The 26,302-nt window shown below is 64.1% G+C and carries 22 protein-coding genes; 10 read left to right on the forward strand and 12 right to left on the reverse strand.

Annotated elements, in window-relative coordinates; all coding sequences use genetic code 11:
* The 7 genes from bioB to FG486_RS00260 form a co-directional block, all read right to left on the reverse strand.
* Positions 1-996, reverse strand: coding sequence for a biotin synthase BioB (bioB, locus tag FG486_RS00230; RefSeq protein WP_241695535.1), 996 nt, complete (start codon positions 994-996; stop codon positions 1-3).
* A gap of 13 nt (positions 997-1,009) precedes the next feature.
* Positions 1,010-1,360, reverse strand: coding sequence for a hypothetical protein (locus FG486_RS00235; protein WP_066280582.1), 351 nt, complete (start codon positions 1,358-1,360; stop codon positions 1,010-1,012).
* A complete protein-coding gene (scpA, locus tag FG486_RS00240) occupies positions 1,357-3,495 on the reverse strand; it encodes a methylmalonyl-CoA mutase (protein WP_181266004.1) in 2,139 nt (712 codons plus the stop codon). Before scpA ends, FG486_RS00235 begins: the two co-directional genes overlap by 4 nt.
* A 23-nt stretch (positions 3,496-3,518) precedes the next feature.
* Complete coding sequence (locus tag FG486_RS00245; protein WP_181266005.1) at positions 3,519-4,301, reverse strand: enoyl-CoA hydratase-related protein; 783 nt, start codon at positions 4,299-4,301, stop codon at positions 3,519-3,521.
* A gap of 207 nt (positions 4,302-4,508) precedes the next feature.
* Complete coding sequence (mce, locus tag FG486_RS00250; RefSeq protein ID WP_181266006.1) at positions 4,509-4,955, reverse strand: methylmalonyl-CoA epimerase; 447 nt, start codon at positions 4,953-4,955, stop codon at positions 4,509-4,511.
* A gap of 1 nt (position 4,956) precedes the next feature.
* The gene (locus FG486_RS00255; protein WP_181266007.1) at positions 4,957-5,760 is read right to left on the reverse strand and encodes a hypothetical protein; all 804 of its coding nucleotides are present in this window, start codon (positions 5,758-5,760) and stop codon (positions 4,957-4,959) included.
* An 8-nt stretch (positions 5,761-5,768) separates the two neighbouring features.
* Positions 5,769-7,295 carry an acyl-CoA carboxylase subunit beta gene (locus FG486_RS00260; RefSeq protein WP_181266008.1) on the reverse strand — a complete coding sequence of 509 codons (1,527 nt, stop codon included), beginning with the start codon at positions 7,293-7,295 and terminating at the stop codon, positions 5,769-5,771.
* A gap of 113 nt (positions 7,296-7,408) precedes the next feature.
* Between FG486_RS00260 and FG486_RS00265 the strand changes: the two genes are divergently transcribed.
* On the forward strand, positions 7,409-8,815 hold the full coding sequence (locus tag FG486_RS00265) for a helix-turn-helix domain-containing protein (protein WP_181266009.1): 1,407 nt from the start codon (positions 7,409-7,411) through the stop codon (positions 8,813-8,815).
* Positions 8,816-8,827: 12 nt separating this feature from the next.
* On the opposite strand, the gene gor is transcribed toward FG486_RS00265, so the two are convergent.
* The gene (gene gor, locus FG486_RS00270; RefSeq protein WP_181266010.1) at positions 8,828-10,174 is read right to left on the reverse strand and encodes a glutathione-disulfide reductase; all 1,347 of its coding nucleotides are present in this window, start codon (positions 10,172-10,174) and stop codon (positions 8,828-8,830) included.
* Between the two features lie 34 nt (positions 10,175-10,208).
* On the reverse strand, positions 10,209-11,726 hold the full coding sequence (gene pgi / locus FG486_RS00275; protein WP_181266801.1) for a glucose-6-phosphate isomerase: 1,518 nt from the start codon (positions 11,724-11,726) through the stop codon (positions 10,209-10,211).
* Positions 11,727-11,849: 123 nt separating this feature from the next.
* On the opposite strand from pgi, the gene lepB reads away from it, so the two are divergent.
* The 5 genes from lepB to FG486_RS00300 are packed head-to-tail and all read left to right on the forward strand — an operon-like array spanning position 11,850 to position 18,028.
* Complete coding sequence (gene lepB / locus FG486_RS00280; protein ID WP_181266011.1) at positions 11,850-12,662, forward strand: signal peptidase I; 813 nt, start codon at positions 11,850-11,852, stop codon at positions 12,660-12,662.
* The gene (gene rnc / locus FG486_RS00285) at positions 12,659-13,333 is read left to right on the forward strand and encodes a ribonuclease III (RefSeq protein ID WP_137775507.1); all 675 of its coding nucleotides are present in this window, start codon (positions 12,659-12,661) and stop codon (positions 13,331-13,333) included. The genes lepB and rnc overlap by 4 nt, the downstream gene beginning before the upstream one ends.
* Entirely contained in the window at positions 13,330-14,238 is a 909-nt protein-coding gene (gene era, locus FG486_RS00290; RefSeq protein WP_181266012.1) for a GTPase Era, read from the forward strand. Before rnc ends, era begins: the two co-directional genes overlap by 4 nt.
* 46 nt (positions 14,239-14,284) lie before the next feature.
* Complete coding sequence (locus tag FG486_RS00295; protein ID WP_181266013.1) at positions 14,285-16,450, forward strand: primosomal protein N'; 2,166 nt, start codon at positions 14,285-14,287, stop codon at positions 16,448-16,450.
* Positions 16,451-16,474: 24 nt separating this feature from the next.
* Positions 16,475-18,028: a S1C family serine protease gene (locus FG486_RS00300; protein ID WP_181266014.1), complete on the forward strand. Its 1,554-nt coding sequence runs from the start codon at positions 16,475-16,477 to the stop codon at positions 18,026-18,028.
* 12 nt (positions 18,029-18,040) lie between these two features.
* Here the strand turns inward: FG486_RS00300 and ada are convergent, their stop codons facing one another.
* From ada to FG486_RS00315, 3 genes are all read right to left on the reverse strand, one after another.
* A complete protein-coding gene (ada, locus tag FG486_RS00305; RefSeq protein ID WP_181266015.1) occupies positions 18,041-19,075 on the reverse strand; it encodes a bifunctional DNA-binding transcriptional regulator/O6-methylguanine-DNA methyltransferase Ada in 1,035 nt (344 codons plus the stop codon).
* On the reverse strand, positions 19,072-19,536 hold the full coding sequence (locus FG486_RS00310) for a DUF1203 domain-containing protein (protein ID WP_181266016.1): 465 nt from the start codon (positions 19,534-19,536) through the stop codon (positions 19,072-19,074). The genes ada and FG486_RS00310 overlap by 4 nt, the downstream gene beginning before the upstream one ends.
* An 86-nt stretch (positions 19,537-19,622) precedes the next feature.
* Entirely contained in the window at positions 19,623-21,371 is a 1,749-nt protein-coding gene (locus tag FG486_RS00315) for a methyl-accepting chemotaxis protein (RefSeq protein ID WP_181266017.1), read from the reverse strand.
* Between the two features lie 266 nt (positions 21,372-21,637).
* Here FG486_RS00315 and FG486_RS00320 point away from each other — a divergent pair, with 266 nt between their 5' ends.
* From FG486_RS00320 to atpD, 4 genes are all read left to right on the forward strand, one after another.
* Complete coding sequence (locus FG486_RS00320; RefSeq protein ID WP_066282753.1) at positions 21,638-22,192, forward strand: F0F1 ATP synthase subunit delta; 555 nt, start codon at positions 21,638-21,640, stop codon at positions 22,190-22,192.
* 7 nt (positions 22,193-22,199) lie between these two features.
* Complete coding sequence (atpA, locus tag FG486_RS00325; RefSeq protein WP_066282755.1) at positions 22,200-23,729, forward strand: F0F1 ATP synthase subunit alpha; 1,530 nt, start codon at positions 22,200-22,202, stop codon at positions 23,727-23,729.
* Positions 23,730-23,845: 116 nt separating this feature from the next.
* Complete coding sequence (locus tag FG486_RS00330; protein ID WP_181266018.1) at positions 23,846-24,721, forward strand: F0F1 ATP synthase subunit gamma; 876 nt, start codon at positions 23,846-23,848, stop codon at positions 24,719-24,721.
* A gap of 24 nt (positions 24,722-24,745) precedes the next feature.
* Positions 24,746-26,188, forward strand: a complete 1,443-nt coding sequence (atpD, locus tag FG486_RS00335; RefSeq protein WP_023838971.1) for a F0F1 ATP synthase subunit beta — start codon at positions 24,746-24,748, stop codon at positions 26,186-26,188.
* Positions 26,189-26,302 lie beyond the last annotated feature (114 nt).

Here is a 26,302-nt window from a genome sequence, read left to right on the forward strand (position 1 = left end):
TTACTCCGCCGCCTCCAGATGCCCGTGCGGCTGCGCGGCCATCGCCTTCAGGCCCAGCTTCCCGAGCAGCGCCGCATCCTTGTCGTCGCCGGCATTGGGCGCGGTGAGCAGCTTGTCGCCGGTGAAGATGCTGTTCGCCCCCGCCATGAAGCACAGGGCCTGGCAGCTTTCCGACATGCTCTCGCGGCCCGCGCTCAGGCGGACCATCGAATACGGCATGGTGATGCGAGCCACCGCGACGGTGCGGACGAACTCGATCTCGTCGATCTTGGCGAGTGGCGTATCGGCGAGCATGTCGCCCAGTACCGTGCCCTTGACCGGAACCAGCGCGTTGATCGGCACGCTTTCCGGGTGCGGCATGGTGGCGAGCGCGTGGATGAAGCCGATGCGGTCGGCGCGGGTCTCGCCCATGCCGACAATCCCGCCACAGCACACGTTGATTCCTGCCGAGCGCACATTCTCCAGCGTCTCCATCCGGTCCTCGAAGGTCCGGGTGGTGATGACATTGGCGTAGTTCTCGGGCGCGGTGTCGATATTGTGGTTGTAATAATCGAGCCCCGCATCGGCGAGCGCGCGCGCCTGCGACGGGGTCAGCATGCCCAGCGTCATGCAGGTTTCCATGCCCATCTCGCGCACGCCCTTGATCATCGCGGCGAGCTTGGGAATGTCCTTGTCCTTGGGGTTGCGCCAGGCCGCGCCCATGCAGAAGCGGCCCGATCCGTGATCCTTGGCTTGGGCGGCTGCCTGCAGCACCGCCTGCACGTCCATCAGCTTGGTCGCCTTGACGCCGCTATCGGCATCCTTGGACTGGCTGCAATAGCCGCAATCCTCGGGGCAACCGCCGGTCTTGATCGACAACAGGGTGGAGAGCTGCACCTCGTTGCGCGGGAAATTCGCGCGGTGCACGCTCTGCGCCTCGAACATCAGATCGTTGAAGGGCAGATCGAACAGCGCGGTGATTTCCTCGCGGGTCCAGTCGGTACGGGCTGTCATCATCAATTCTTCCATTTCATTCGAACGCATTGACCCAATTGGACAGGAATGCTCCCGTCCCGAGCGTCAGTAACCACATGCAGGCGCCACGCGACCAGCTCACCGTGCGGTCGACCGGCTTGCCCTTCATCCGCAGCACGACAACCCGATCGGCGGCAACAATGGCGATCAAGGCCGCCGTTGCGACGATGAAGATCACGATCGCAAGGTTGCGCCTGGACAAGCTACTGTCGGAACCGGACAGCGACAGGACAGCGCCGAGGATGAGCAGCGCCAGCGTCGCGAGATATTTGAGGAAATCGTAGAGCAGCAGCTCGGGATCCCCCTCGCTCGGCCTGACGCCTTCCGTTGGCGAATCATCGCTCATTCCGCAGCTTCCTGCAGCGGCGGCATGTTGTGGCCGAGCAACCGCAGTACATCGGCGGCACACTCGACCACATTCGATCCCGGGCCATAGATGCCCTGCACCCCGGCATCGCGCAGATACTCGTAATCCTGCGGCGGGATGACGCCGCCCGCGATCACCTTGATGTCGTTGCGGCCGGCTTCCTTGAGGCCGCGGATCAGTTCGGGGATCAGCGTCTTGTGTCCGGCGGCAAGCGAGGATGCACCGACGACATCGACGCCGGTCTCGAGCGCCAGCACCACCGTCTCTTCCGGCGTCTGGAACAGCGGGCCGGACACGACATCGAAGCCCATGTCGCCAAAGGCCGAGGCGATCACGTTCGCGCCGCGATCATGCCCGTCCTGGCCCATCTTGGCGACGAGCAGCTTGGGTTTGCGCCCCAGACGGCGCTCGACCGCCTTGACGCCATCGACCACCTGCGCCCAGCGGCTGTCGTCCTCGTAGGGCGCGGCGTAGACGCCCTTGACCGGGGTCGGGCGCGTTGCATAGCGGCCGAACACGTCCTCCATCGCCTGGCTGATCTCGCCCAAGGTCGCGCGGGCGCGTGCAGCCTCGACCGCGAGTTCGAGCAGATTGCCCTTGCCCTTGGCGCCTTCGCGCAGGGCATCGAGCGCGGCCTGGCACGCAGCCTCGTCGCGCGCGGCCTTGACCGCGTTGATCCGCGCAATCTGGCCTTCGCGCACCTTGGCGTTGTCGACCTCGAGCGTTTCGAGCAGGTCTTCATTAGCCAACCGGTACTTGTTGACGCCGACGATCACGTCATCGCCGCGGTCAACCCGCGCCTGACGGCCCGCAGCGGCTTCCTCGATCATCGCCTTGGGCCAGCCCGCAGCGACCGCCTTGGCCATGCCGCCTTCGCTCTCGACGCGTTCGATGATCTCCCAGGCCTTGTCGACCAATTCCTGCGTGAGGCTCTCGATATAATAGCTGCCGCCCAGCGGATCGACGACCTTGGTCATCCCGGTTTCTTCCTGGATGACGATCTGCGTGTTGCGGGCGATGCGCGCCGAGAAATCGGTGGGCAATGCGATCGCCTCGTCGAGCGCATTGGTGTGCAGCGACTGGGTGCCGCCCAGCATCGCGGCCATCGCCTCGATGGTTGTGCGGATGACGTTGTTATAGGGGTCCTGCTCGGTCAGCGACACGCCGCTGGTCTGGCAGTGGGTGCGCAGCATCTTCGAGCGCTCGTCCTTCGCGCCGAGCCTGGTCATCACCCGGTGCCACAGCACGCGCGCGGCGCGCAGCTTGGCGATTTCCATGAAGAAGTTCATGCCGATGGCGAAGAAGAACGACAGCCGCCCGGCGAACTTGTCGATGTCGAGGCCCGAGGCGACGCCGTATTTCACATATTCCATGCCGTCGGCGATGGTGAAGGCGAGCTCCTGCACCTGCGTCGCCCCGGCCTCCTGCATGTGATAGCCGGAGATCGAGATGCTGTTGAACTTGGGCATCTCGCGGCTGGTATAGCCGAAAATGTCCGAGATGATCCGCATCGAGGGTTCGGGTGGATAGATGTACGTATTGCGGACCATGAACTCCTTGAGAATGTCGTTCTGGATGGTCCCGTCGAGCAGCCTGCGCTCCACGCCCTGCTCCTCGCCCGCGACGATGAAGAAGGCGAGGATCGGGATCACCGCGCCGTTCATGGTCATGCTGACCGACATCTGGTCGAGCGGAATGCCGTCGAACAGGATCTTCATGTCCTCGACCGTGTCGATCGCCACGCCCGCCTTGCCGACATCGCCGGTGACGCGCGGATGATCGCTGTCATAGCCGCGATGCGTGGCGAGGTCGAACGCGACCGAAAGCCCCTTCTGCCCGGCGGCAAGGTTGCGGCGATAGAAGGCGTTCGATTCCTCGGCGGTCGAGAAACCGGCATATTGCCGGATCGTCCACGGGCGGCCCGCATACATGCTGGCGCGCACCCCGCGCGTGAACGGCGCAAAGCCCGGCAGGCCGGGATCGACCGATACATCGTCCGCCGTATAGAGCGGCTTGACGGCAATGCCCTCGGGCGTGTGCCAGGTCAGGTCCTTGCCCTTGACCTCCTTGTCGGCAAGCGCCTGCCAGTCTGCATATGCGGGTGTATCGGTCATTCCATTGGTCCCGTTTGGTTGAATCAGCTGCCGGTGAAATTGGCCTTGCGCTTCTGCAGGAAGGCGATGGCCCCCTCGCGCGCGTCGTTGCTGTCGCCGGCGATGCGCTGGCCTTCGGCCTCGCGTGCGAGCGCGGTAGCGAAATCGCATTCGAGCGCCTCGACCAGGTTCTTGCGCATGATGCCCAGCGCGACGGTGGGCGCAGCGGCCAGACGGGCCGCGAGCGCGCGCGCTTCGTCCATCAGGCTGTCATGCTCGACCACCTTGTAGATCATGCCCCATTCGAGCGCCTTTGCGGCGGGCAGCTTCTCGCCCAGCATCATCAGCTCGGTCGCGCGCGCCTTGCCCGCCAGGCGGGTCAGCATCCAGCTCGCGCCGCCATCGGGCACCAGGCCGATATTGACGAACGCCTGCAGGAAATAGGCCTTTTCGCTGGCGATAACGAAATCAGGTGCCAGACCGATCGAGCAGCCGACGCCCGCGGCGGGTCCGTTGACCGCGCTGATCGTCGGGATGTTCAGCCGGTGCAGCTTGAGCAGCATCGGATTGTAATGCTGGGTCAGCGCCTTGTAGCTGCCCTGCCCGCCCGAGATCGAGCTGTCACGCCCGCCGGAAAGATCCGCGCCCGAACAGAAACCCTTGCCCTCGCCGGTAATCACCAGCGCGCGCGCATCGCCCAGCCGGTCGAGCGCATCGTTGATATCGTCCGCCATCTGCAGCGAGCAGGCATTCAGCCGCTCGGGCACATTGAGCGTGATCGTGGCAATCTGGTCGGCGATTTCGAGCTTTATGGTTTCGTAGGTCATGGTCGCAACTCTCTCCTGTTATTCCCCCCTCTCCCTTGACGGGAGAGGGTTGCGAAGACTTGGCGCTGAAAGCGCCTAGTTGAAGCTGGGAGAGGGTGAAACTGCGCTGACGTTCGCGCCTGTCACCCTCATCCAACTGCGCCTAGCCTCGCTGACGCGATGCAAGGCTCCGTATCCTTCTCCCATCAAGGGAGAAGGTTCTAGTGCTCAATGCCCCTCGCCCGGCTTCGGCGTCTCCATGATCTCGGTCAGCACCCCGCCCATGTCCCTGGGGTGCACAAAGAAGATCAGCGTCCCATGCGCGCCGATCCGCGGTTCCCCCAGCACGCGCTTGCCCAGCGCCTCGAACTCGGCCTTGGCGACATGAATGTCGGGCACCTCATAGCAGACATGATGCTGCCCGCCGCTCGGGTTCTTCTCGAGGAACGAGGCAATCGAGGCATTGCCCGGCAGCGGCTCGATCAGCTCGATCTGCGTGCCATTGAGCGCGCCGTCGGCTCCCGGCGTATCGACAAAGCACACCTTCACCCCCTGTTCGGGCAGGTCGAACGGTTGATGAATCTTGGTCGCGCCCATGACATCGCGGTAGAACACGATGCTGTCCGCGATCGAGGGCGTCGCGACGCCGATATGGTTGAGACGGCCTAGTTTCATTTTAGCAATTCCCAGTTGGCGAACCAAGAAGGCCTGAAATTGTAGCAGTTCCGTCAGATAGCGCGGAGACGGCACCATAAGCACGCAAGATCCAATCTGCCCGCTCAGTATTATCCTTAGCCACATCAATAATGTCGAAGATCTTCTTCAAAAACCCGCTCGTGCGCTTTAGAATCGCGGAGGATATTTCATCCTCTCCCGAAAGACTTCTTGCTCCTTCCAAGGCAAGGTAAGCGTGGATCACCTCACGCAGAGACTCAATGGGATAACCCGAACCAAACCAATGAAGTCGCTCTAGCCGAAACCGAAACTCCTTTAGCCCATCAATAAGAGCCTGTCTGATAAAATCTTTTTCTTCAGTTTGAAAATCAGAAAGCCAACTCACGAGCGTGTCCACATCATGCAGGACACTATCGCGCTCTTCGTTGCTCAGCTTATGCCAGAAAACACGCTTCCTTACCTGTGCCGATAGCATTTTCAATACTGTCGCGTTTGCCCCGGTTATGCGGGGATTGGTCTGCTCGGTTGTCTGACTGAGCATACTTTTTGACGAAAACACCGACCTCATGGTCGCAATGCTACGAAGCGCATCATCTTTTATATCATCATCGAGATCCAGCTCTTCGATTTCTCTCGCCAAAAGATCAAATCTATCAATCAAATAGAAAATGACCTTAAAGAAATCAGCCGACCACTCCTCGACCTTGGCGACTTGCGCTATTTTCCTATCCAACTTTTGATTATGCAGGTCAGCAAGCTGCTCGAGTGTGAAAACCAGTTCGCGAGCGGGATCAGTTAACGCCACAAATCACCTCACAGCGGAATATTGTCATGCTTCTTCCAGGGGTTCTCCAGCGCCTTGTTGCGCAGCTTGCGAAGCCCCAGCGCGATCCTCCGCCGGGTCGAATGCGGCATGATGACCTCGTCGATAAAACCCTTGCTGGCCGCCACGAACGGGTTGGCGAAGCGCGCTTCATATTCCTTGGTGCGCTCGGCGATTTCCTCGGGCGTACGCCCACGGAAAATAATCTCGACCGCGCCCTTGGCGCCCATCACCGCGATTTCGGCGGTGGGCCAGGCGTAGTTGAGGTCGCCGCGCAGGTGCTTTGAGGCCATCACGTCATATGCGCCGCCATAGGCCTTGCGGGTGATGACGGTGATCTTGGGCACGGTCGCCTCGGCATAGGCGAAGAGCAGCTTCGCGCCGTGCTTGATGATGCCGCTATGCTCCTGCGCCACGCCGGGAAGGAAGCCGGGCACGTCGACAAAGGTGATGATCGGAATGTCGAAACAGTCGCAAAAGCGCACGAAGCGCGCGGCTTTCTTCGACGAGTTGATGTCGAGGCACCCGGCCAGCACCATCGGCTGGTTGGCGACGACGCCGACGGTGCGGCCCTCGATGCGGCCGAAGCCGGTGATGATATTGCCCGCATGGGTGGGCTGGATCTCGAAGAACTCGCCCTCGTCGAGCGTCTTGCGGATCAGCTCGTGCATGTCATAGGGCATGTTCGGATTGGCCGGGATCAACGTGTCGAGGCTGTTCTCGATCCGGTCCCAAGGATCGGCGGTCGGGCGCTCGGGCAGTGCCTCGCGGTTCGAGAGCGGCAGATAGTCGATCAGGTCGCGCGCGGCGAGCAAGGCTTCGATGTCATTGTCGAACGCGACATCGGCGACGCCCGACTTGGCCGTATGCGTGACCGCACCGCCCAGCTCTTCCTGCGTCACGACCTCGTTGGTCACCGTCTTCACCACATCGGGGCCGGTGACGAACATATAGCTCGAATCCTTCACCATGAAGATAAAGTCGGTCATCGCAGGCGAATAGACCGCACCGCCCGCGCAAGGGCCCATGATGACGGAAAGCTGCGGCACCACGCCCGATGCCAGCACGTTGCGCTGGAACACTTCGGCATAGCCGCCCAGGGACGCCACGCCCTCCTGGATGCGCGCGCCGCCGGAATCGTTGAGGCCGATCACCGGCGCGCCGACCTTCATCGCCATGTCCATGATCTTGCAGATTTTCTGCGCATGCCGTTCGGACAATGAGCCGCCGAATACGGTGAAATCCTGGCTGAACACGAAGACCAGACGACCGTTGACCGTGCCCGATCCGGTAACCACGCCATCGCCGGGGATGACGGTGTCCTGCATGCCGAAATCGACGCAGTTATGCTCGACATACATGTCATATTCTTCGAAGCTGCCCGGATCGAGCAGCACGTCGATGCGCTCGCGCGCGGTCAGCTTGCCCTTGGCATGCTGTGCCTCGATCCGCTTGGTGCCGCCGCCCAGATGCGCCTTCTCGCGCCGGGCTGCCAGTTCTTCCAATATGGCCTGCATCGCATCCTCTTGTGCTGAAATCGGGGGGCCTGTTTTCCAGCCTTTGCCCGCACAAGCAAATGTTAAATAGCGAACTTGCAAACCGCCAGTTTGCAAACTAGTCGAACGGCATAATGTCACGCCGCAAACGCCTTTATGCGGGCCAGCGCGTCCGCGCCGTCCGCCGCCATTCGGGTCTCAACCAGGCCGCGATGGCCGAGGCATTGGGCATTTCGACCAGTTACCTCAGCCAGATCGAGAATGACGAGCGACCGATCACGCCGCAGGTGCTGACCCAGCTGTCGCGCCATTTCGCGTTCGAGCTGGAGGACGCGCCGGAGGGCGCGCCCTCGCTCAACTGGCAGAGCCTGCTCGACGATCCGGTGCTTGCCGGGGTCGAGGTCGATCCGGTGCGCTTCGCCCGCCTGCGCGACAGCCATCCGGAAATCGCGCATATCATCACCAATCTCTACCAGGGCTATCGCCAGGCGGCAGAGCGTTCGGCGATGCTCGACGACAGCCTGGCGGCGACCGGCCAGCACAATGCGCGCCTGCCCTGGGAAGAGGTGCGAGACTGGTTTCATGAATCGGGCAATTATATCGATCAGCTCGACCGCAATGCAGAGGATATTGCCGAGGAGCTGGGCGACGAGCTCAATCCCGATGGCCTGATCGCGCGGCTGCACCGCGACCATGGCATTACGGTCAAGCCCTTGCGCGCCGCCGATCCCAATGCGCCGCTAAGCCAATATGATGCAGCGAGCCGGACGCTCTTTCTGGCCGAAGGCATCGCGCCGGAATCGCGCTATTTCATGCTCGCGCACCGGCTGATGGCGCACGAGATGCGCTTTGCCATCGCCATCCTCGCCGCCAATGCCAAGCTGAAAAGCGAGCAGGCGCAGAAGCTGGTCTCGGTGGGACTGGCCAATTATGCCGCCGGCGCCCTCGTCATGCCCTATGCGCGCTTCCGCGAGGCGGCGATGGCGTGCCGGCACGATATCGACCAGCTCACGCACCGCTTCGGAGTGAGCTTCGAACAGGCCTGCCACCGGCTCTCGACGCTCCAGCGCCCTGGCGCGCGCGGGCTACCTGTCTTTTTCTGCCGCGTCGATATGGCGGGCAATATCACCAAGCGGCACAGCGCGACCCGGCTGCAGTTCGCACGCTTCGGCGGCGCGTGTCCGCTCTGGGTGGTGCATGAGGCCGCGGCGATCCCCGACCGCATCCTGGTGCAGATGGCCGAGACGCCCGATGGGCTACGCTATGTCTCGATGGCCAAGGGTCTGGTGAAGCCTTCGGGCAGCTATGGCCGCAAGCCGCGCCGCTATGCCGTCGCTTTGGGCTGCGAGGTCGAGCATGCGCGGCATTTCATCTATGCCGACGGGCTCGATACCGCTGCCGCCGGGGCGGTGACCCCGATCGGCATCAGCTGCCGCACCTGCCCGCGCGACAATTGCGACCAGCGCGCCTTTCCGCCGACCGATCGCCCGCTGGTGATCGATCCCGACCGGCGCGGCATGGTGCCGTACCGGATCGGGTGACGATCAGCGCGCTTATTTCATCAGCACCAGTTCTTCGGCCATGCTGGGGTGCAAGGCGACGGTATCGTCGAACGCCTGCTTGGTGAGCCCGGCCTTGACCGCGATCGCGGCAGCCTGAAGGATTTCCGGCGAATCCGGGCCGATCATGTGCAGGCCCAGGATCTTGCCCGAAGGTTCCTCGGTAATCATCTTGTAGAGGCCACGCTCGGCGCGGTGCGCAAAAACGTTGCGCATCGGGCGGAAATCGGCCGAATAGACGCGGATATTGCCATAGCGATTGCGCGCCTCGCCTTCGGTCAGCCCGACCGAGGCGATCGGCGGTTGCGAGAAGACGGCGGTGGGGATGCAATTGTAATCGACGGTCTTCGGCGTGCCGCCGAACACGGTGTCGGCAAACGCCTGGCCCTCGCGGATCGCCACCGGGGTCAGCTGCACCCGGTTCGTGACATCGCCCACCGCATAGATGCTGTCGCACGCGGTCTTGCTGTATTCGTCGACCGGGATCGCGCCCTGATCGTCGGTGGTGATGCCGACATGCTCGAGCCCCAGCCCCTCGACATTGGGCACGCGACCCGTCGCCATCATCACGATATCGGTGTTGATAGGGTCCTGCCCCTTGAGGAACACGTCGAGCGTGCCGTCCTCGCGCTTCTCGATCTTCTCGAACGGCGCCTTGAACTTGAACTCGATGCCCTTGGTCATCGAGATCTGCAGCAGCCGGTCGCGCAACGATTCATCATAGCCACGCAGGATCGTGTCGCCGCGATTGACCACGGTGACGCGGGTGCCGAGCCCGTTGAGGATGCCGGCGAATTCGTTGGCGATATAGCCGCCGCCCGCGATCACCGCACGGCGCGGCAGCTCTTCCAGGTGGAACATCTCGTTCGAGGTCAGGCAATGTTCCGAGCCGGGGAATTCGGGCACATAGGGCCGCGCGCCGACCGCGATCAGGATGTATTTCGCGCTGATCTCCTGCCCGCTAGCGAGCTTCACCCGGTGCGGCGCGATGATCGTCGCGCGTTCCTCGATGATGGTGACATTGTGGTTGTTCAGCGTCGACTTGTACGCGGCGTTCAGCCGGTCGACATCGCCCAGCACGCGGTCGCGCAGGACCTGCCAGCTGAACTTCGTCCCCTCGATCTCCCAGCCGTAATTCTGCGCGTCTTCCAGATCCTCGGCAAAATGCGATCCGAAGACGAGCAGCTTCTTGGGCACGCAGCCGCGGATGACGCAGGTGCCGCCGACGCGATATTCCTCAGCCACCGCGACCTTGGCACCGTAGGACGAAGCGATGCGTGAGGCGCGCACCCCGCCCGAGCCTGCTCCGATGACGAACAGGTCGTAATCATAATCACTCATCGAAAAACTCCTGGGAATTCGGTCAATCGGCCCCTCAGAGACCCGCCGCCTCGATCAGCGCAACGGTCGAAGGGTCGAAATCGCCGGACTGGCGGTTGCCCATGGATTTGGCGATTTCCTTGCCCAGTTCAACACCGAACTGGTCAAAAGGATTGATCCCCAGCAGCATCGCATTGGCAAAGGTACGGTGCTCGTAGAACGCGATCAGCGCACCCAGGCTCTGCGGATCGACATTGTCGAGCAGGATCGTCATCGACGGGCGGTCGCCGGGATAGCTGCGCTGCGGGTCGTCGCTCGCCTTGCCCTGCATCAGCGCAGCGCCCTGTGCGAAGCAGTTGGTCAGCAGCGCGCGGTGATGCGCCTCGTCGAATTCATGTGCGCTGAGGCGCGAGGCGATGAACTCGACCGGCACCAGATGCGTGCCCTGGTGCAGCAGCTGGAACACCGCGTGCTGCGCATCGGTGCCGACCCCGCCCCAGGTGATCGGCGCGCTCGCCCGCCCGAGCGGCGATCCGTCGCGGCGCACGCCCTTGCCGTTGCTCTCCATCTCGAGCTGCTGGAGATAGTCGGGCAGCAGCCGCAGCCGCTCGTCATAGGCGAAGACCGCGCGCGTCTGGCAGGTGCGGACCTGCGCGTAGTAAAGATCAACGAAAGCCGCAAGCACGGGCATGTTGGCGGCGAGCGGCGCGGTGGCGAAATGCCGGTCCATCGCCAGTGCCCCAGCGCGGAACTCGGCAAAGCCGTGATTGCCCAGCGCCATCGCAACGGGAAAGCCGATGCTCGACCAGACCGAATAGCGCCCGCCCACCGTTTCGGAAAAGGGCAGGATGCGCGTTTCGTCGATGCCGAACTCCATCGCCTTTTCGGGCGCGGCGGTCAGTGCGACGAGCTGGCCATAAGGGTCTTCCACGCCGCCGCCACGCAACCAGTCGATCGCGCTCTCCGCATTCATCAACGTCTCGGTGGTGGTGAAAGTCTTGGATGCGATCGCGACCAAAGTCTTGGTCGGATCGAACTTGTCCACCGCCTCGGACAGCGCCTCGCCATCGACATTGGCAACGACGGCGACATCATAACGGTCGCTGTCGCGGCACAAAGCATCGATGATCAGCTTGGGCCCCAGCGCCGAACCGCCGATGCCGATATGCAGCACGTGCTTGATTTCGCCGAACACGCCCTGGTCGATCGCTTCGACCAAAGCCGCCATGCGCTCGTGCAGCCGCTGGGCGTTCTCGACCGAATCCTCGGCCCCCATGCCGCGCTCGGCCGGATGTTCAGCAGCACGGTCCTCGCTGGTGTTGATCTTGGCGCCGGCGAGCAGCTGGTCGCGCATGCCGGCCAGATGCATCGCTGCGGACAGTTCCTCGAACTTCGCGATCAGCGCGGCGTCGAGATGCGTCTTGGCAAAATCGAACAGGATGTCAGTCCCCGCGAGCGGAATACGGTGCGACAGGCGTGAAACCCGCGCGGCATCATCGGCAAACAGCGTGGCCAGGGTCGGGCGCGGCATTTCTGCAATCGATTGCCAAATGGCATCGGCTTGGACGGACATCATGTACCTTTCAGGCTGGGGGCGCTGGGGCGGGGTTTAGCGGGCCGATCCCGGCTTGGCGAGAGGCTTTGCCCGCTCGCGATGGGACTTGACGCCGCATTGCGCGGTCATCAAAGGGGAAAAATGACCGAAACCGCCGCCACATCGCCCAAGCCCAAGTCGGAAACGGCGGACTTTCTGCAATTTCTGGTCAAGCTCGCGATCTTCTTCTTCATTCTGCGCAGCTTCATCGTCTCACCGTTCAATATTCCGTCGGAATCGATGCAGCCGCGGCTGGTGGTCGGCGACTATCTGCTGGTGTCGAAATGGTCCTACGGCTATTCGCGCTACAGCCTGCCGTTCAACCTGCCCTTGATCCCTGGCCGCATCTTCGCCAGCCAGCCCGAGCGCGGCGACGTGGTGGTCTTCAAGGCCCCGCCGGGCGCCAGCGCGGATTATATCAAGCGCGTGATCGGCCTGCCCGGCGATACCATCCAGATGCGCGATGGCGTGGTGTGGCTGAACGGCAAGCCGATTCCGAAGAAGCGTATTTCCGATTTCGTCATCCCGGTTTCGCCCAACACGCGCTGCTATGATCGCAGCTTCGAGCTGCCCCGGCCCGATGGCAGCGCGGTGTGCAGCTATCCGCGCTTCCAGGAAACGCTTCCCAACGGCAAGACCTACAATGTGCTCGATCTGATCGACGCGCCGCGCGACACCACCGAGGCGATCATCGTGCCCGAGGGGCACATGTTCCTGATGGGCGACAATCGCGACAACAGCCTCGACAGCCGTTTTCCCGCCGTCGAAGGCCAGGGCATCGGCATCGTGCCGCAGAAATATCTCGTCGGCCGCGCACTGGTCACGGTGTTCTCGACCGACGGTTCGGCCAGTTGGTTCCTGCCCTGGACCTGGTTCTCTGCCGCGCGCTGGGACCGCATCGGGGAAGGCTTTTGAGCGCTGAGCCCGACCTTGCGGCGCTGCTGCCCATCCTCGATTACAAGCCGCGCCAGCCTGCCCTGTTCGTCCAGGCGCTGACCCATGGCAGTACCGGGATAACGCCCGATTATCAGCGGCTCGAGTTTCTGGGCGATCGTGTCCTGGGAATGGTGATCGCGGAACTGCTCTACACGCGCTTCCCCAAGGCGGCGGAGGGACAGATGTCGGCCTTTCTCAACCGGCTGGTCTCGCGCGAGAGCTGCGCGCAGATTGCCCGCGCGTGCAACCTCGGCCCGCTGATCCGGCTGGGCAAGCAGGCGCGCGACGATGGCGGCGCAGGCAGCACCAACATCCTGGGCGATGTGGTCGAGGCGCTGATCGGCGCGCTCTATATCGATGGGGGGCTGGAGACGGCGCGCCGCTTTGTCGAACGACACTGGGCCGACCGACTGAGCGCGATCAGCGAAGCCCCCCGCCACCCCAAGTCGGAGCTCCAGGAATGGGCCGCCGCGCGCAACCGCAAGACCCCGGTCTATACGCTGTTGCGCAAGTCGGGGCCTGACCATGATCTGCGCTTCACCGTGCAGGTCGAGATCAAGGGTCTGGGCATCGCTGAGGCAACCGGTACCAGCAAGCAGGAGGCCGAGACGCTGGCCGCAAAACAGTTTCTCGCGGAGCATGGACGATGAACGAAGATACCAACCCCACCCGCTGCGGCCTGGTCGCCGTGCTCGGCGCACCCAATGCCGGCAAGTCCACCCTGGTCAATCAGCTGGTCGGCCAGAAGGTCGCGATCACCAGCCCCAAGGCGCAGACCACGCGCACCCGGCTGCTCGGCATCGCGCTGGCAGGCCCGGCGCAGATCATGCTGGTCGATACGCCCGGAATTTTCGATCCCGATCGCCGCTTCGATCGCGCGATGGTCAATGCAGCCTGGGAGGGATCGGACGGCGCGGATGTCATTGCGCTGGTCGTCGATGCCAAGGCCAAGCGATCCGACCGGCTCGAACGGCTGGTCGAACAGGTCGCGATGCGGCCCGAACGCAAGATCCTGGTGCTCAACAAGGTCGATATCGCCGCCAAGGACAAGCTTCTCGTCCAGGCGCAGCATCTGCACGCGGCGGGCGGGTTTGACGAGGTGTTCTTCATCAGCGCGCTGACCGGCGACGGCGTCGAGGAACTCAAGGCCTGGCTCGCCGCCGCGATGCCCGAAGGCCAGTGGCATTTCCCCGAGGATCAGGTTTCCGACGCGAGCGAGCGCCTGCTCGCCACCGAGATTACGCGCGAGCAGCTGTTCAACCAGCTCCACGCCGAGCTGCCTTATGCCAGCGCGGTGGTCCCCGAAAAATATATCACCCGCAAGGACGGCTCGATCGAGATCCACCAGCAGATCCTCGTCGCGCGCGACACCCAGCGGGCCATCGTGCTCGGCAAGGGCGGCGCCCGGATCAAGGAAATCGGCGAGAAGGCGCGCGCCGAGCTGTCGCGCGTGCTCGGTGTTCCCGTCCATCTGTACCTGCACGTCAAGGTGCAGGAAGGCTGGGACGAGGACCGCGAGATCTACGAGACCATCGGCCTGGGCTGGGTGAAGTAACCAAAGCTATGCGTTAGCCGCCCGAATCCCTATCTGGGATGGCATCATGACTCGCGTCCGCGTTCTCCTGTTCAACTCGGCGGTCGGCCCGTTCGACTATAGCGTGCCGCAGGGCATGGACCTGCCCGTCGGCAGCGTCGTGCAGGTGCCACTGGGGCCACGCCGGATCGACGGAATCGTCTGGGATGCGGGCGCTTTCGGCGCGGAGGAGATCGAGGCGAGCCGCTTGCGCCCGGTGCTGGCGCGTTACGACATGCCACCATTGTCGCAGGCGCTGCGCCGCCTGATCGAATGGACTGCGGATTATTATCTCGCCAGCCCCGCCGCGGTCGCGCGCATGGCGCTGCCCAGCGGATCGCTGCTCGGGCCAGGGCGATCGATCACCGAATATCGGCTGACCGGCGAGCCCCCTGCCCGCATGACGCCGCAGCGTCAGCAGGTCTATGACAGGCTGGCCGGAGAGCAGGCGACGGTGCGCGAACTCGCGGCGCTGGCGGAGGTGTCCGAAGGAGTGATCCGCTCGCTGGTGACCTCGGGCGCGTTCGAGGCGATGGAGGTGCCGACCGACCGGCCCTGGCCGCGCCCCGATCCCGCCCATATCACCCCCGCGCTCAACGACGAGCAGCAGGAGGCTGCCGACCGGCTGGCTGAGGCGGTCCGTGCTGCCGAACCCATGCCGTTCCTGCTCGATGGCGTCACCGGATCGGGCAAGACCGAGGTCTATTTCGAAGCGGTGGCCGAGGCGCTGCGCAAGGGCAGGCAGACGCTGTTGCTGCTGCCCGAGATCGCGCTGACCCAGCCCTTCCTCACCCGCATCGAGGCGCGCTTCGGCGCCGCGCCGGTGCCCTGGCATTCTGGCCTCAAGCAGACCGAGCGGCGGCGCGCGTGGAATGCGATCATTTCGGGCCAGGCGAAGATCGTCGTCGGCGCACGTTCCGCGCTGTTCCTGCCCTATGCGAATCTTGGCGTCATCATCGTCGACGAGGCGCACGAGACCAGCTTCAAGCAGGAGGATGGCGTGCGCTACAATGCGCGCGATGTCGCGGTGATGCGCGGGCGGTTCGAGGGCTGCCCCGTGGTGCTATCGAGCGCGACACCCGCGCTCGAAAGCCGGGTCATGGCCGAGGCGGGACGCTATGAGCCGCTCACGCTCACGCACCGCTATGGCGGCGCGCAGCTGCCGCGCATCGGCCTGATCGACCTGACGCAGAACCCGCCGCCCCGCAACCAGTGGATCGCGCCGCCGCTGCTGGAAGCGATGCAGGAACGGCTGGCGCGTGGCGAACAGTCGCTGCTGTTCCTCAACCGGCGCGGCTATGCCCCGCTGACGCTGTGCCGTCATTGCGGCCACCGGTTCAAATGCCCCAATTGCAGCGCCTGGATGGTCGACCACCGGCTGTCCGGAAGGCTGGCCTGCCATCATTGCGGCCATGCCGAGCCTTCGCCCAGCGCATGTCCCGAATGCGGCGAGACCGATTGCCTGGTAGCTTGCGGCCCTGGCGTCGAGCGGATCGCCGACGAGGTCGCCGCGCTGATGCCCGAGGCGCGCCGCGCGATCGTCACCTCGGACACCATCTGGTCGCCCGAAAAAGCGGCAGAGTTCGTCGCGCAGGTGGAGGCAAGAGCGATCGACGTCATCATCGGCACCCAGCTGGTCACCAAGGGCTATCACTTCCCCGACCTGACATTGGTCGGGGTGATCGATGCGGACATCGGCCTGGAGGGCGGCGATCTGCGCGCGGGCGAGCGCACCTTCCAGCAGATCGCGCAGGTGGCCGGCCGCGCGGGCCGTGCCGCCAAGCCGGGCGAGGTGTTCATTCAGACGCGCCACCCCGAGGCGCCGGTGATCGACGCGCTGGTCCAGGGCGATCGCGAGGCCTTTTATGCCGCCGAAACCCAGGCACGGCGCGACGCCAACGTGCCGCCCTTCGGCAGGCTGGCTGCGATCATCATCTCGTCCGAGGACCATGCCGAGGCGCACGAGGCCGCGCGCCAGGCGGGCGCGGTCGCGCCCGAGCTCGATGGCTTTGCCGTCTATGGCCCCGCCCCTGCCCCCCTGTCGCTGCTGCGCGGTCGGCATCGCTTCCGATTGCTGGTGCACGCCCGGCGCAATGTCGAGATGCAGCGCATCATCCGCGAATGGCTGCAGCCTATGCGCTGGGCACCGGGCGTTCGCGTCGCGGTCGATGTCGATCCCTATAGCTTTGTCTGACGGCAGCGCTATGAGCTTCTCCTCATGAACCCGATGCGCCTTATCGCCCTGCTGATCGCCGCATGTGCGGCGCTCGTCGCCGCGCCGCTCGCCGCCGATCCCGCCGATATCCAGGCCGCCAGCCGATCGGTGGTGCGCGTGGTGCTGGTGGCGGAAGAGGATGGCGAAACCTTCTATGTCGGCCATGGCAGCGGCTTTGCCGTCGCGCCGGACAAGATCATCACCAATGCCCATCTCGTCGCCCCGCTGCGCGAGGATGCCAGCATCCGCATCGGCATCATCCCGTCCGAGGGCACCACCACCTATGGTGGCCGTCTCGTGGCATTATCGCCGCGCAACGACCTCGCGCTGATCCAGCTGGAACGCGGTCGCCTGCCTGCCCTCGCCCTGCTGCAGACGCCGCTCGACGATGGCGCTTCGGTAATGGCGATCGGTTACCCTGCTGCGGTCGACCGCGCGCAGGGGCTCGATGCGCGCGAAACCATCGCCCCCATGGCCCCGGTCAAGGCACCAGGAGTGGTTTCTGGCGGCCGGACCACTCGGGATTTCGACACGATCCTGCACACCGCTGCGCTGGCCAAGGGCAATAGCGGCGGCCCGCTGGTCGACATGTGCGGTCGCGCCGTCGGGGTGAACAGCTTCGGCTCGCTGTCCGACGGCAATGATGCCGAATATGGCTTTGCCGTTTCCAACCGCGAGGTACTCGGCTTCCTGCGCTCGGCGAAGGTCGATTATCAGCTGGCCGATTCGCCCTGCCGTTCGGTCGCCGAGCTCTCCGCCGAGGAGCGCGAGCGGTCGGCCGAGGCAGCCGAAGCGGCGCGCGAAAAGGCACTGACCGAAAAGGCCGAGCGCCGCGACTTGGAAGAGCGCGCCCTGCGCGATGCGGAGCATGCGGTGATCAGCGCACGCGAGAACCATATCGCTTTTTCCGCGCTGATGCTGGTGCTCGCCGGGCTCGCCGGCGGCGCCACCTGGGTGCTGCACGATCGCGGCGAGATGGAGCGGCGCAAGATCGCCGCCGCGGCCACGGGCGCGCTCGCGCTGACGGCAGTCCTGATCTTCGTACTGCGCCCCGGCTTCAACCAGGCCGAGGATATTGCCCTCGCGATGGTGAAGAAGGAGCTGGGGGGCAAGGACGAGCTCGCCGCCAGTCGCGACGGAACCTATATGTGCCGTATCGTGCCCGAGCGCAGCAAGATCACCACATCCAGCCCCGACCCGGTCGAAATAGCCTGGACCGCAAGCGGCTGCGTCAACAATCGCACGCAATACGGGCAGGATGTCGACGGCTGGACCCGGGTGTTCGTACGCAACGAGGACCAGCTGGTCGCGATCAACCAATTCAACCCCGACACGCGCGAATTCCGCACCGAGAATTTCCAGCTTGGCCTCGACGCGATGAACAATGCGCGCAACATCCGCGCGCGCTATGCCGACAAGACCTGCACCGCGGAGCCCGATCGCATGGCCGAACTGGAGGACATGCAGAAGGCGCTGCGCCAGGCGCTGCCGGCGCAGCCCAACGAGGTGCTGACCTATAGCTGCACGCTCAAGCCCGCCGCCAAGCCCAAGGAATGAGCTTGCGGCGGGTCACTCGCCTTCGCGCTTGAGCAGTTCGGTCTTGATGCCCACGCCATAGGCATAGCCCCCCAGCGTGCCATCGGTGCGCAGCGCGCGGTGGCAGGGGATCAGCACCGCGACCGGGTTCGCCCCGCAGGCCGATCCCACGGCGCGCACCGCTGCCGGCTTGCCGATACTGGCCGCGATCTGCGCATAGCTGCGCGTCTCGCCGGGCGGAATGTCGGACAGCGCCTTCCAGACGGCTTCCTGGAACGCGGTACCGCGTACGTCGACCGGTATGTCGGCGCCGGTGCGCGGACTTTCGACCTCGGCGACGATCGCGGAGACGAACTGCGCCGCTTCCTCTCCCGCGGGCTTCAATTCGGCGGCAGGAAACCGCTTGGCCAGCGCCTCTGCCTCTTCCTCGAACGACAGGCGACACACGCCCTTGTCGGTCCAGGCGACCAGCATGCGGCCAAGCGAAGTAGGCGCCTGGGTCCAGTGAATCCGCACGCCCTGCCCGCCATTCTTCCAGGCGCTCGGCTCCATCCCCATCCGTCCCTTCATCGACTCGTAAAAGCGCGACGGCGCGCTGAACCCTGCTTCGTAGATTGCATCGACCACGCGCTCGCTGTCGCTCAGCGCCTCGCGCGCCCGCTCGGTGCGCAGTGCCCGGGCATAGGCGCTCGGCGAAAGGCCGGTATGCCGGGTGAACACCCGCTGAAAATGCGCGGGCGAATAACCGCATTGCGCAGCCAGCGACGCCAAGGCCAGCGGCTCCTCGCTCGCGCGGATCGCCCGGATCGCGGCGAGCACCGCCGTCTCGTCGCGCGCGACATCATCGGGCAGGCAGCGCTTGCACGCGCGCAAGCCAACGGCTCTGGCGGCAGCACCATCGGCGAAGAAGCGGACATTGGCGCGCGCAGGATGCCGTGCAGCGCATGATGGGCGGCAATAGATGCCGGTGCTCAGCACGCCGGTGACGAAGCGCCCGTCATGGCTGCGGTCGCGGCGCAGAACGGCAGCCCAGGCCGCATCCTCGTCCAGATCGATCAGCCCGCTCATGCCCGGTCCACCCTTGCGACAAAGCAGCCATGTGCCGCGTTGTGGGCGTGGATATAGGCGATCTCCGGATCGCCGAACAGATCGCGGATGCCCGCATCGGCCTCGCCGGGGGGCACGAGCCTGGCATCGCGAAGCATTCCCGCTGCATCGAACCCGCGCAGCCCCAATGACCGACCCTGCATCACCGGCGGAAGAGCCTCACGATACTCTGCCGCAATGTCGGCCTGACTGACATAGATGGCAAAGGCGCTGCGATAGGGCGTCGCGACATCATGGCTGACATGGTGGAGCAGGATCAGCTGCTCGCCCACCGGCGCATCGCGGAGCGTTACCCGGCAGGGATAACCGGGATGCTGGCTTGCGGTGACGCGCACGGCCCGGTGCGAGGCTAGCTCGGCATCGGATAGCGCGAACAGCGGCAGGAAGTCGGCTGGCGGCAGGCCAGCTATGCGGTAGGTCATCGAACATCTCCAAATGCAAGGGATGCCCGCGTTTCTATCGATTGCGGATTTTCGGCGCGTCCCGCTTCATGCGGTCAAAGCGGCGATCAGGCAGCGCGAACCGCCTGAGCCAATTGGCGCATCTGTTCGCGCAGCTCCTGCGATTGGCGCGCGACCGCTTCTGCTGTCTGGCTCAGCGCCTCGGCCGAAATATTGGCATAAGCCGACTTGTCCGTCAGCTCGGCAATCTGATCCATCACCTCATCGCCATTGGTCATCAGCGAGCGGAGCGCATCGAGAATATCCCGGCTGGCGTCATGCTGCTCGCTCACGGCCTCGTCGATCCGATCCGCATTGTGCCGGATCATGTCGACATGCCCGTCCACCGAATTGACCGCATCCGACACTTGCTGGGTCATCGCCGAAACGCTGCCGAGGCGTTGTTCCACCAGCGCTGCTGCCGCCTGGGTCTGGCTGGCGAGATTCTTCACCTCCTGCGCCACGACGGCAAAACCCCGACCGGCCTCGCCGGCACGCGCCGCCTCGATCGTCGCATTGAGCGCCAGCAGGTTCGTCTGCTTGGCGATATGCGTGATCATGGCCAGGATGCCCGAAATTTCGCCAGCGACCTCGTGCAGATGGTCTGCCGTCTCGCGGCTCATGCGGCTCGCATGGTGCGCATCGTAGATGTTGCGCGAACTGTCGGCGACCAGTTCGCGCACGCCCCCACCCGTTTGCTGCAGGCGGCGTCCATGGCGATCGATCACCTTCATCGATTCGGCCGCGCGGTTCGCCCGGTCGGCGAAGTTCTGGCTGAAGGTCTGATGCTGCGCGGCGTTGCGCTGCATGTCCTGCGCGCCTTCGCGCATGCCGTTCGCCGCCTTGGCGAGCTGTTCGGACAATTCGGACAGCTTGGCCTCGTAGCTCGCGAACAGCGCATCGATCGTCACCGCGCGGCGATGGCGTTCCTCCTGCCACTGAAGCTGTTCGCGCTGGAGCTTGAGCTCGGCCAGCCGTCGTTCCTGCTCGGCCTTGAGCGCCCGCTCGGCCTTTCCGTGCGAACGATGGATGGCGCGGGCGATGGCGCCGATCTCATCGCGTCGGCGCAGGCCGAGATTATGCGCGCTCACGCTGTCGCGCTTCTCGGGCAGCGCATATTGGGCAAGCGCCACCAGGGGCACCAGCAGATCGCGCGTGGCATAGCCGATGCACCAGCGCACGAACAATCCGGCGCCCAGCATCAGCAGCGAACAGAAAATCAGCGCGGCAATCTGGATGATGTTCAGCCACACCAGGGTGGTCCGCGCGAGGCCTCGCATTTCGGCTACTGCAGCCTGGCTTTGGGCCAATAGCGGATCGACCTGTCGGTGCAGCGCTATCGGTGGATCGACACGCCTGCCCTGACGGTTGAAAGCCACGATCTGCCTGCGCAACTCTGCGATCGCGCCGTCAGCCGGTGCCTTGGCGCGGCGCAGCTGGACCATCCTTTTCGGAAACTCGTGACCGAAGGCGCCCTCCTCTATCCGCTTCCAGTCACGGGCGATGCGACGTTCGCGTGCGTCCAGCTCGGTCAGGGCAGCTTGACCGGTTATCAGGCCCCAGCGCACCTTGGTCGCCAGTCGCATCGTCTCGCGATAGCCATCGCCGAGGGATTGCATCTGCATCGTCGGCTGGATGCGCGCTGTTACCAGATGGCGCGTCGTATACTGGGTAACGCCAACCACACCGATCGCCACAAAGGCCAGCAGCGCGAGCATGGCGAGCATGGCCGTCAGGCTGAAGCGAACCTTGGCTTCCACGCCCATGCTCGCAAAGCCCTTGGACAGATCAGACCGCAAATCTTGAATTTTCCGCATCGGCAAGGCGATTCCATGGTTGGCCAAAGACAAAATGCCATGCTGACGTCATGCCCGCCCGATGCGAAAATTTGGTAAACGCCGCCTTCACGCTAAAGCAAAAAATCCCCATTTTTTGCGGGGGAAGACCGGCTGGACCCGATGTTTGCCGGGCGTCTTGCAATGCAGCAATATGAGTGCTAACCGCCGCGCCGACAGGTGAGGGAGGCCAGCGTCTCCCGCCAACCTCCTGACGCAATATCATAACGGCAAGGGAAAGCATTCGCGTGGACATTTCCGGCGGGATACAGGCCAGTCTGGCAGGGCGTTACGCCTCGGCGCTCTTTTCGCTCGCGCGCGACGAAAAGCAGCTCGCCGAAGTCGAAACCAGCGTCGCAACGCTGCGCGCCGCGCTGAACGAGTCGGAAGATTTCGCTGCGCTGACCAAGAGCCAGACGATCAGCCGCGCCGCCGCCGAGAAGATCGTCGCGTCGCTGGCCGAAACGCTCAAGCTCGACAAGATGACCGGCAACCTGCTCGGCGTTTTGGCGACCAACCGTCGCCTGGGTCAGCTTTCGTCCATCCTCGCTGCCTTCGATCAGCTGGTTGCCGCGCATCGCGGAGAAGTCACCGCCGAAGTCACATCGGCCTTCCCGCTCTCAGAAGCGCAGCTCGATGAAATCCGCAAGCAGCTGAAGGACCGCGCCGGTCGCAGCATCAAGATCACCGCGAAGGTCGATCCGTCCATCTTGGGCGGCCTGATTGTCCGCATGGGCAGCCAGATGATCGATTCCAGCATCAAGACCCGTCTCAACACGCTCAGCCAAGCGATGAAAGGCTAACATTCTCATGGACATTCGTGCCGCAGAAATCTCCAAGGTTATCAAGGATCAGATCGCCAATTTTGGCACGGATGCGCAAGTGTCCGAAGTGGGCAGCGTGCTGAGCGTCGGCGACGGCATCGCGCGCATCCACGGCCTCGACAACGTTCAGGCCGGTGAAATGGTCGAGTTCTCGAACGGCGTGCAGGGCATGGCGCTCAACCTCGAAGCCGACAATGTCGGCGTCGTGATCTTCGGCTCGGACGCCGAGATCAAGGAAGGCGATGTCGTCAAGCGCACCGGCACCATCGTCGACGTGCCCGTCGGCAAGGGCCTGCTCGGCCGCGTGGTCGATGGTCTGGGTAACCCGATCGACGGCAAGGGCCCGATCGTCGCTGACAAGCGCATGCGCGTCGAGACCAAGGCGCCGGGCATCATCCCGCGTACTTCGGTGCACGAACCCGTGCAGACCGGCCTGAAGGCGATCGACGCGCTGGTGCCCGTCGGCCGTGGCCAGCGCGAGCTGATCATCGGTGACCGTCAGACCGGCAAGACCGCCGTCGCGATCGACACCTTCATCAACCAGAAGGGCGCCAATGCCGGCGACGATGAAGGCAAGAAGCTTTACTGCATCTATGTCGCCATCGGCCAGAAGCGCTCGACCGTCGCGCAGATCGTGCGTCAGCTCGAAGAATCGGGCGCGATGGAATATACCATCGTCGTCGCCGCGACCGCTTCGGAGCCGGCTCCGCTTCAGTTCCTTGCGCCGTACACCGGCTGCACCATGGGCGAATATTTCCGCGACAACGGCATGCACGCGCTGATCGTCTATGACGATCTGTCGAAGCAGGCCGTTGCCTATCGTCAGATGTCGCTGCTGCTGCGTCGTCCTCCGGGCCGCGAAGCCTATCCCGGCGACGTGTTCTATCTCCACTCGCGCCTGCTCGAGCGCGCTGCGAAGATGAACTCGGCCAACGGTTCGGGCTCGCTGACCGCGCTGCCGATCATCGAAACCCAGGCGGGCGACGTGTCGGCCTATATTCCGACCAACGTGATCTCGATCACCGACGGCCAGATCTTCCTCGAAACCAACCTGTTCTACCAGGGCATCCGTCCGGCCATCAACGTCGGTCTGTCGGTGTCGCGCGTGGGATCGGCGGCACAGACCAAGGCGATGAAGAAGGTGTCGGGCTCGATCAAGCTCGAGCTGGCCCAGTATCGCGAAATGGCAGCGTTCGCGCAGTTCGGTTCGGACCTCGACGCTTCGACCCAGAAGCTGCTCAATCGCGGCCAGCGCCTGACCGAGCTGCTCAAGCAGCCGCAGTTCAGCCCGCTGCCGTTCGAAGAGCAGACCGCCTCGATCTTCGCCGGCACCAACGGCTATCTCGATGCGCTGCCGGTCAACCGCGTCAACGAATATGAAGCCGCGATGCTGAGCTTCCTGCGCACCGACCATGCCGACCTGCTAGCCACGATCCGCGAAACCAAGGATCTGGGCGACGATGCCAAGGCCGGCCTCAAGGCTGCGCTGGACGCCTTCGCGAAGACGTTTGCGTAAACTGCTGGCCCCTTGCGCAAGCAGGGGGCCATCCCCCGCCGCTGGTGCGGGACGATGAGCAGGAATTGGCCCCTCGCATGAGCGGGGGACCGAACAGGGTTTGAAGTTAGGACACCATGGCCAGTCTGAAAGAACTCAAGGGCCGGATCGCCTCGGTCAAGTCGACCCAGAAGATCACCAAGGCCAAGCAGATGGTGGCATCCGCCAAGCTGCGTAAGGCGCAGGCCGCGGCAGAAGCTGCGCGCCCGTACTCGGAGCGGCTTGAGCGCGTGATGGCCTCGCTGGCGTCGAAGATCTCGATCAGCGATTCGAGCCCGAAGCTGCTGGCCGGAACCGGCAAGGATCAGGTCCATCTGTTGATCGTGACCTCGTCGGATCGCGGTCTGTGCGGTGCGTTCAACTCGAACATCGTCAAGGCGGCCAAGCTGAAGGCGCGCGAGCTGGAAGCCGCCGGCAAGACCGTGCTGTTCTATCTCGTCGGCCGCAAGGGCCGCGGCATGATCATCCGCGACTATCCCAAGCAGATCGTGCGCTATTTCGACACCACGGCGCTGAAGAACCAGGGCTTTGCCGAAGCGCAGGCCATCTCGGCCGAGCTGATCGCGATGTACGAAAAGGGCGAATTCGATGTCGCCCACCTCTTCTACAGCAAGTTCCGTTCGGCGCTGCTGCAGGAGCCGATCGGCCGTCAAATCATCCCCGTTGCCATTCCGGCGGGCAGCGCGGTCGCGAGCGAAGCTGCGGTCGAGTACGAGCCCGATGAGGAGGAAATCCTCGCCGAGTTGCTGCCGCGCAACGTCACGACGCAGATCTTCGGTGCGCTGCTCGAGAATGCCGCGTCCGAACAGGGTGCCTCGATGACCGCCATGGACAACGCCACGCGCAACGCGGGCGATCTGATCAACCGGCTCACCATCGAATATAACCGCAGCCGCCAGGCCGCGATCACCACCGAACTCGTTGAAATCATCTCGGGCGCCGAAGCCCTCTAACCGTCCGAAAGCAGGAAACAGCTCATGGCAACCACCAACAATATCGGCAAGATCAGCCAGGTCATCGGCGCGGTCGTCGACGTGACCTTTGACGGCGAAATCCCCGCCATTCTGAACGCGCTGGAAACCGAGAACAACGGCCAGCGTCTGGTGCTCGAAGTCGCCCAGCACCTGGGTGAGAACACCGTGCGCTGCATTGCCATGGACGGCACCGACGGCCTGGTCCGCGGCCAGAACGTCACCGATACCGGCGCGCAGATCCGCATGCCCGTGGGCCCCGAAACGCTCGGCCGCATCATGAACGTCGTCGGCGAGCCGATCGACGAGCGCGGCCCGATCAACGCCAAGGCCTCGGCGCCGATCCATGCCAAGGCTCCCGAATTCGTCGACCAGTCGACCGAATCGGAAATCCTGGTCACCGGCATCAAGGTCATCGACCTGCTCGCGCCTTATGCCAAGGGCGGCAAGATCGGCCTGTTCGGCGGTGCCGGCGTGGGCAAGACCGTGCTCATCCAGGAACTGATCAACAACATCGCCAAGGGCCATGGTGGCACCTCGGTGTTCGCCGGCGTGGGTGAGCGTACCCGCGAGGGCAACGACCTGTATCACGAATTCCTCGACGCGGGCGTTATCGCCAAGAACGAAGCTGGCGAAGCGATCAGCGAAGGTTCCAAGGTGGCTCTGGTCTATGGCCAGATGAACGAGCCCCCGGGTGCCCGCGCCCGCGTCGCTCTCTCGGGTCTGACCATCGCCGAATATTTCCGCGACCAGGAAGGCCAGGACGTGCTGTTCTTCGTCGACAACATCTTCCGTTTCACCCAGGCGGGTTCGGAAGTGTCGGCGCTGCTCGGCCGTATTCCTTCGGCCGTGGGCTATCAGCCGACCCTGTCGACCGACATGGGCGCGCTGCAGGAGCGCATCACCTCGACCAACAAGGGTTCGATCACCTCGGTGCAGGCGATCTACGTGCCTGCGGACGACTTGACCGACCCTGCGCCTGCCACCTCGTTCGCGCACCTTGACGCGACGACGGTGCTCAACCGCGCGATTTCCGAACTCGGCATCTATCCGGCGGTGGACCCGCTCGATTCGACCAGCCGCGTTCTCGAGCCCCGCGTCGTCGGCGTCGAGCATTACGAAACCGCCCGTGCGGTCCAGTCGACGCTGCAGAAGTACAAGTCGCTGCAGGACATCATCGCCATTCTGGGCATGGACGAGCTCTCGGAGGAGGACAAGCTCACTGTTGCCCGCGCGCGCAAGATCCAGAAGTTCCTGTCGCAGCCCTTCCACGTGGCCGAAGTGTTCACCGGCATCCCCGGCAAGTTCGTGTCGCTGGAAGACACCGTGAAGAGCTTCAAGGCGGTGGTCGACGGCGAATACGACCATCTGCCCGAAGCAGCCTTCTATATGGTCGGCGGCATCGACGAGGCCATCGAAAAGGCCAAGACGCTGGCGGAAGCGGCGTAATCGAGTACTGCTCTCTCCCCCGAGGGGGAGAGATACGGAGGCTTGGTCGCGCAGCGGCCTAGCCGAAGTTGAGAGGGGCTGGCGCACATCCCCTCTCCCAACCCTCTCCCCTCA

The organism is Blastomonas ursincola (assembly GCF_013607875.1).
GTDB classification, from domain to species: domain Bacteria; phylum Pseudomonadota; class Alphaproteobacteria; order Sphingomonadales; family Sphingomonadaceae; genus Blastomonas; species Blastomonas ursincola.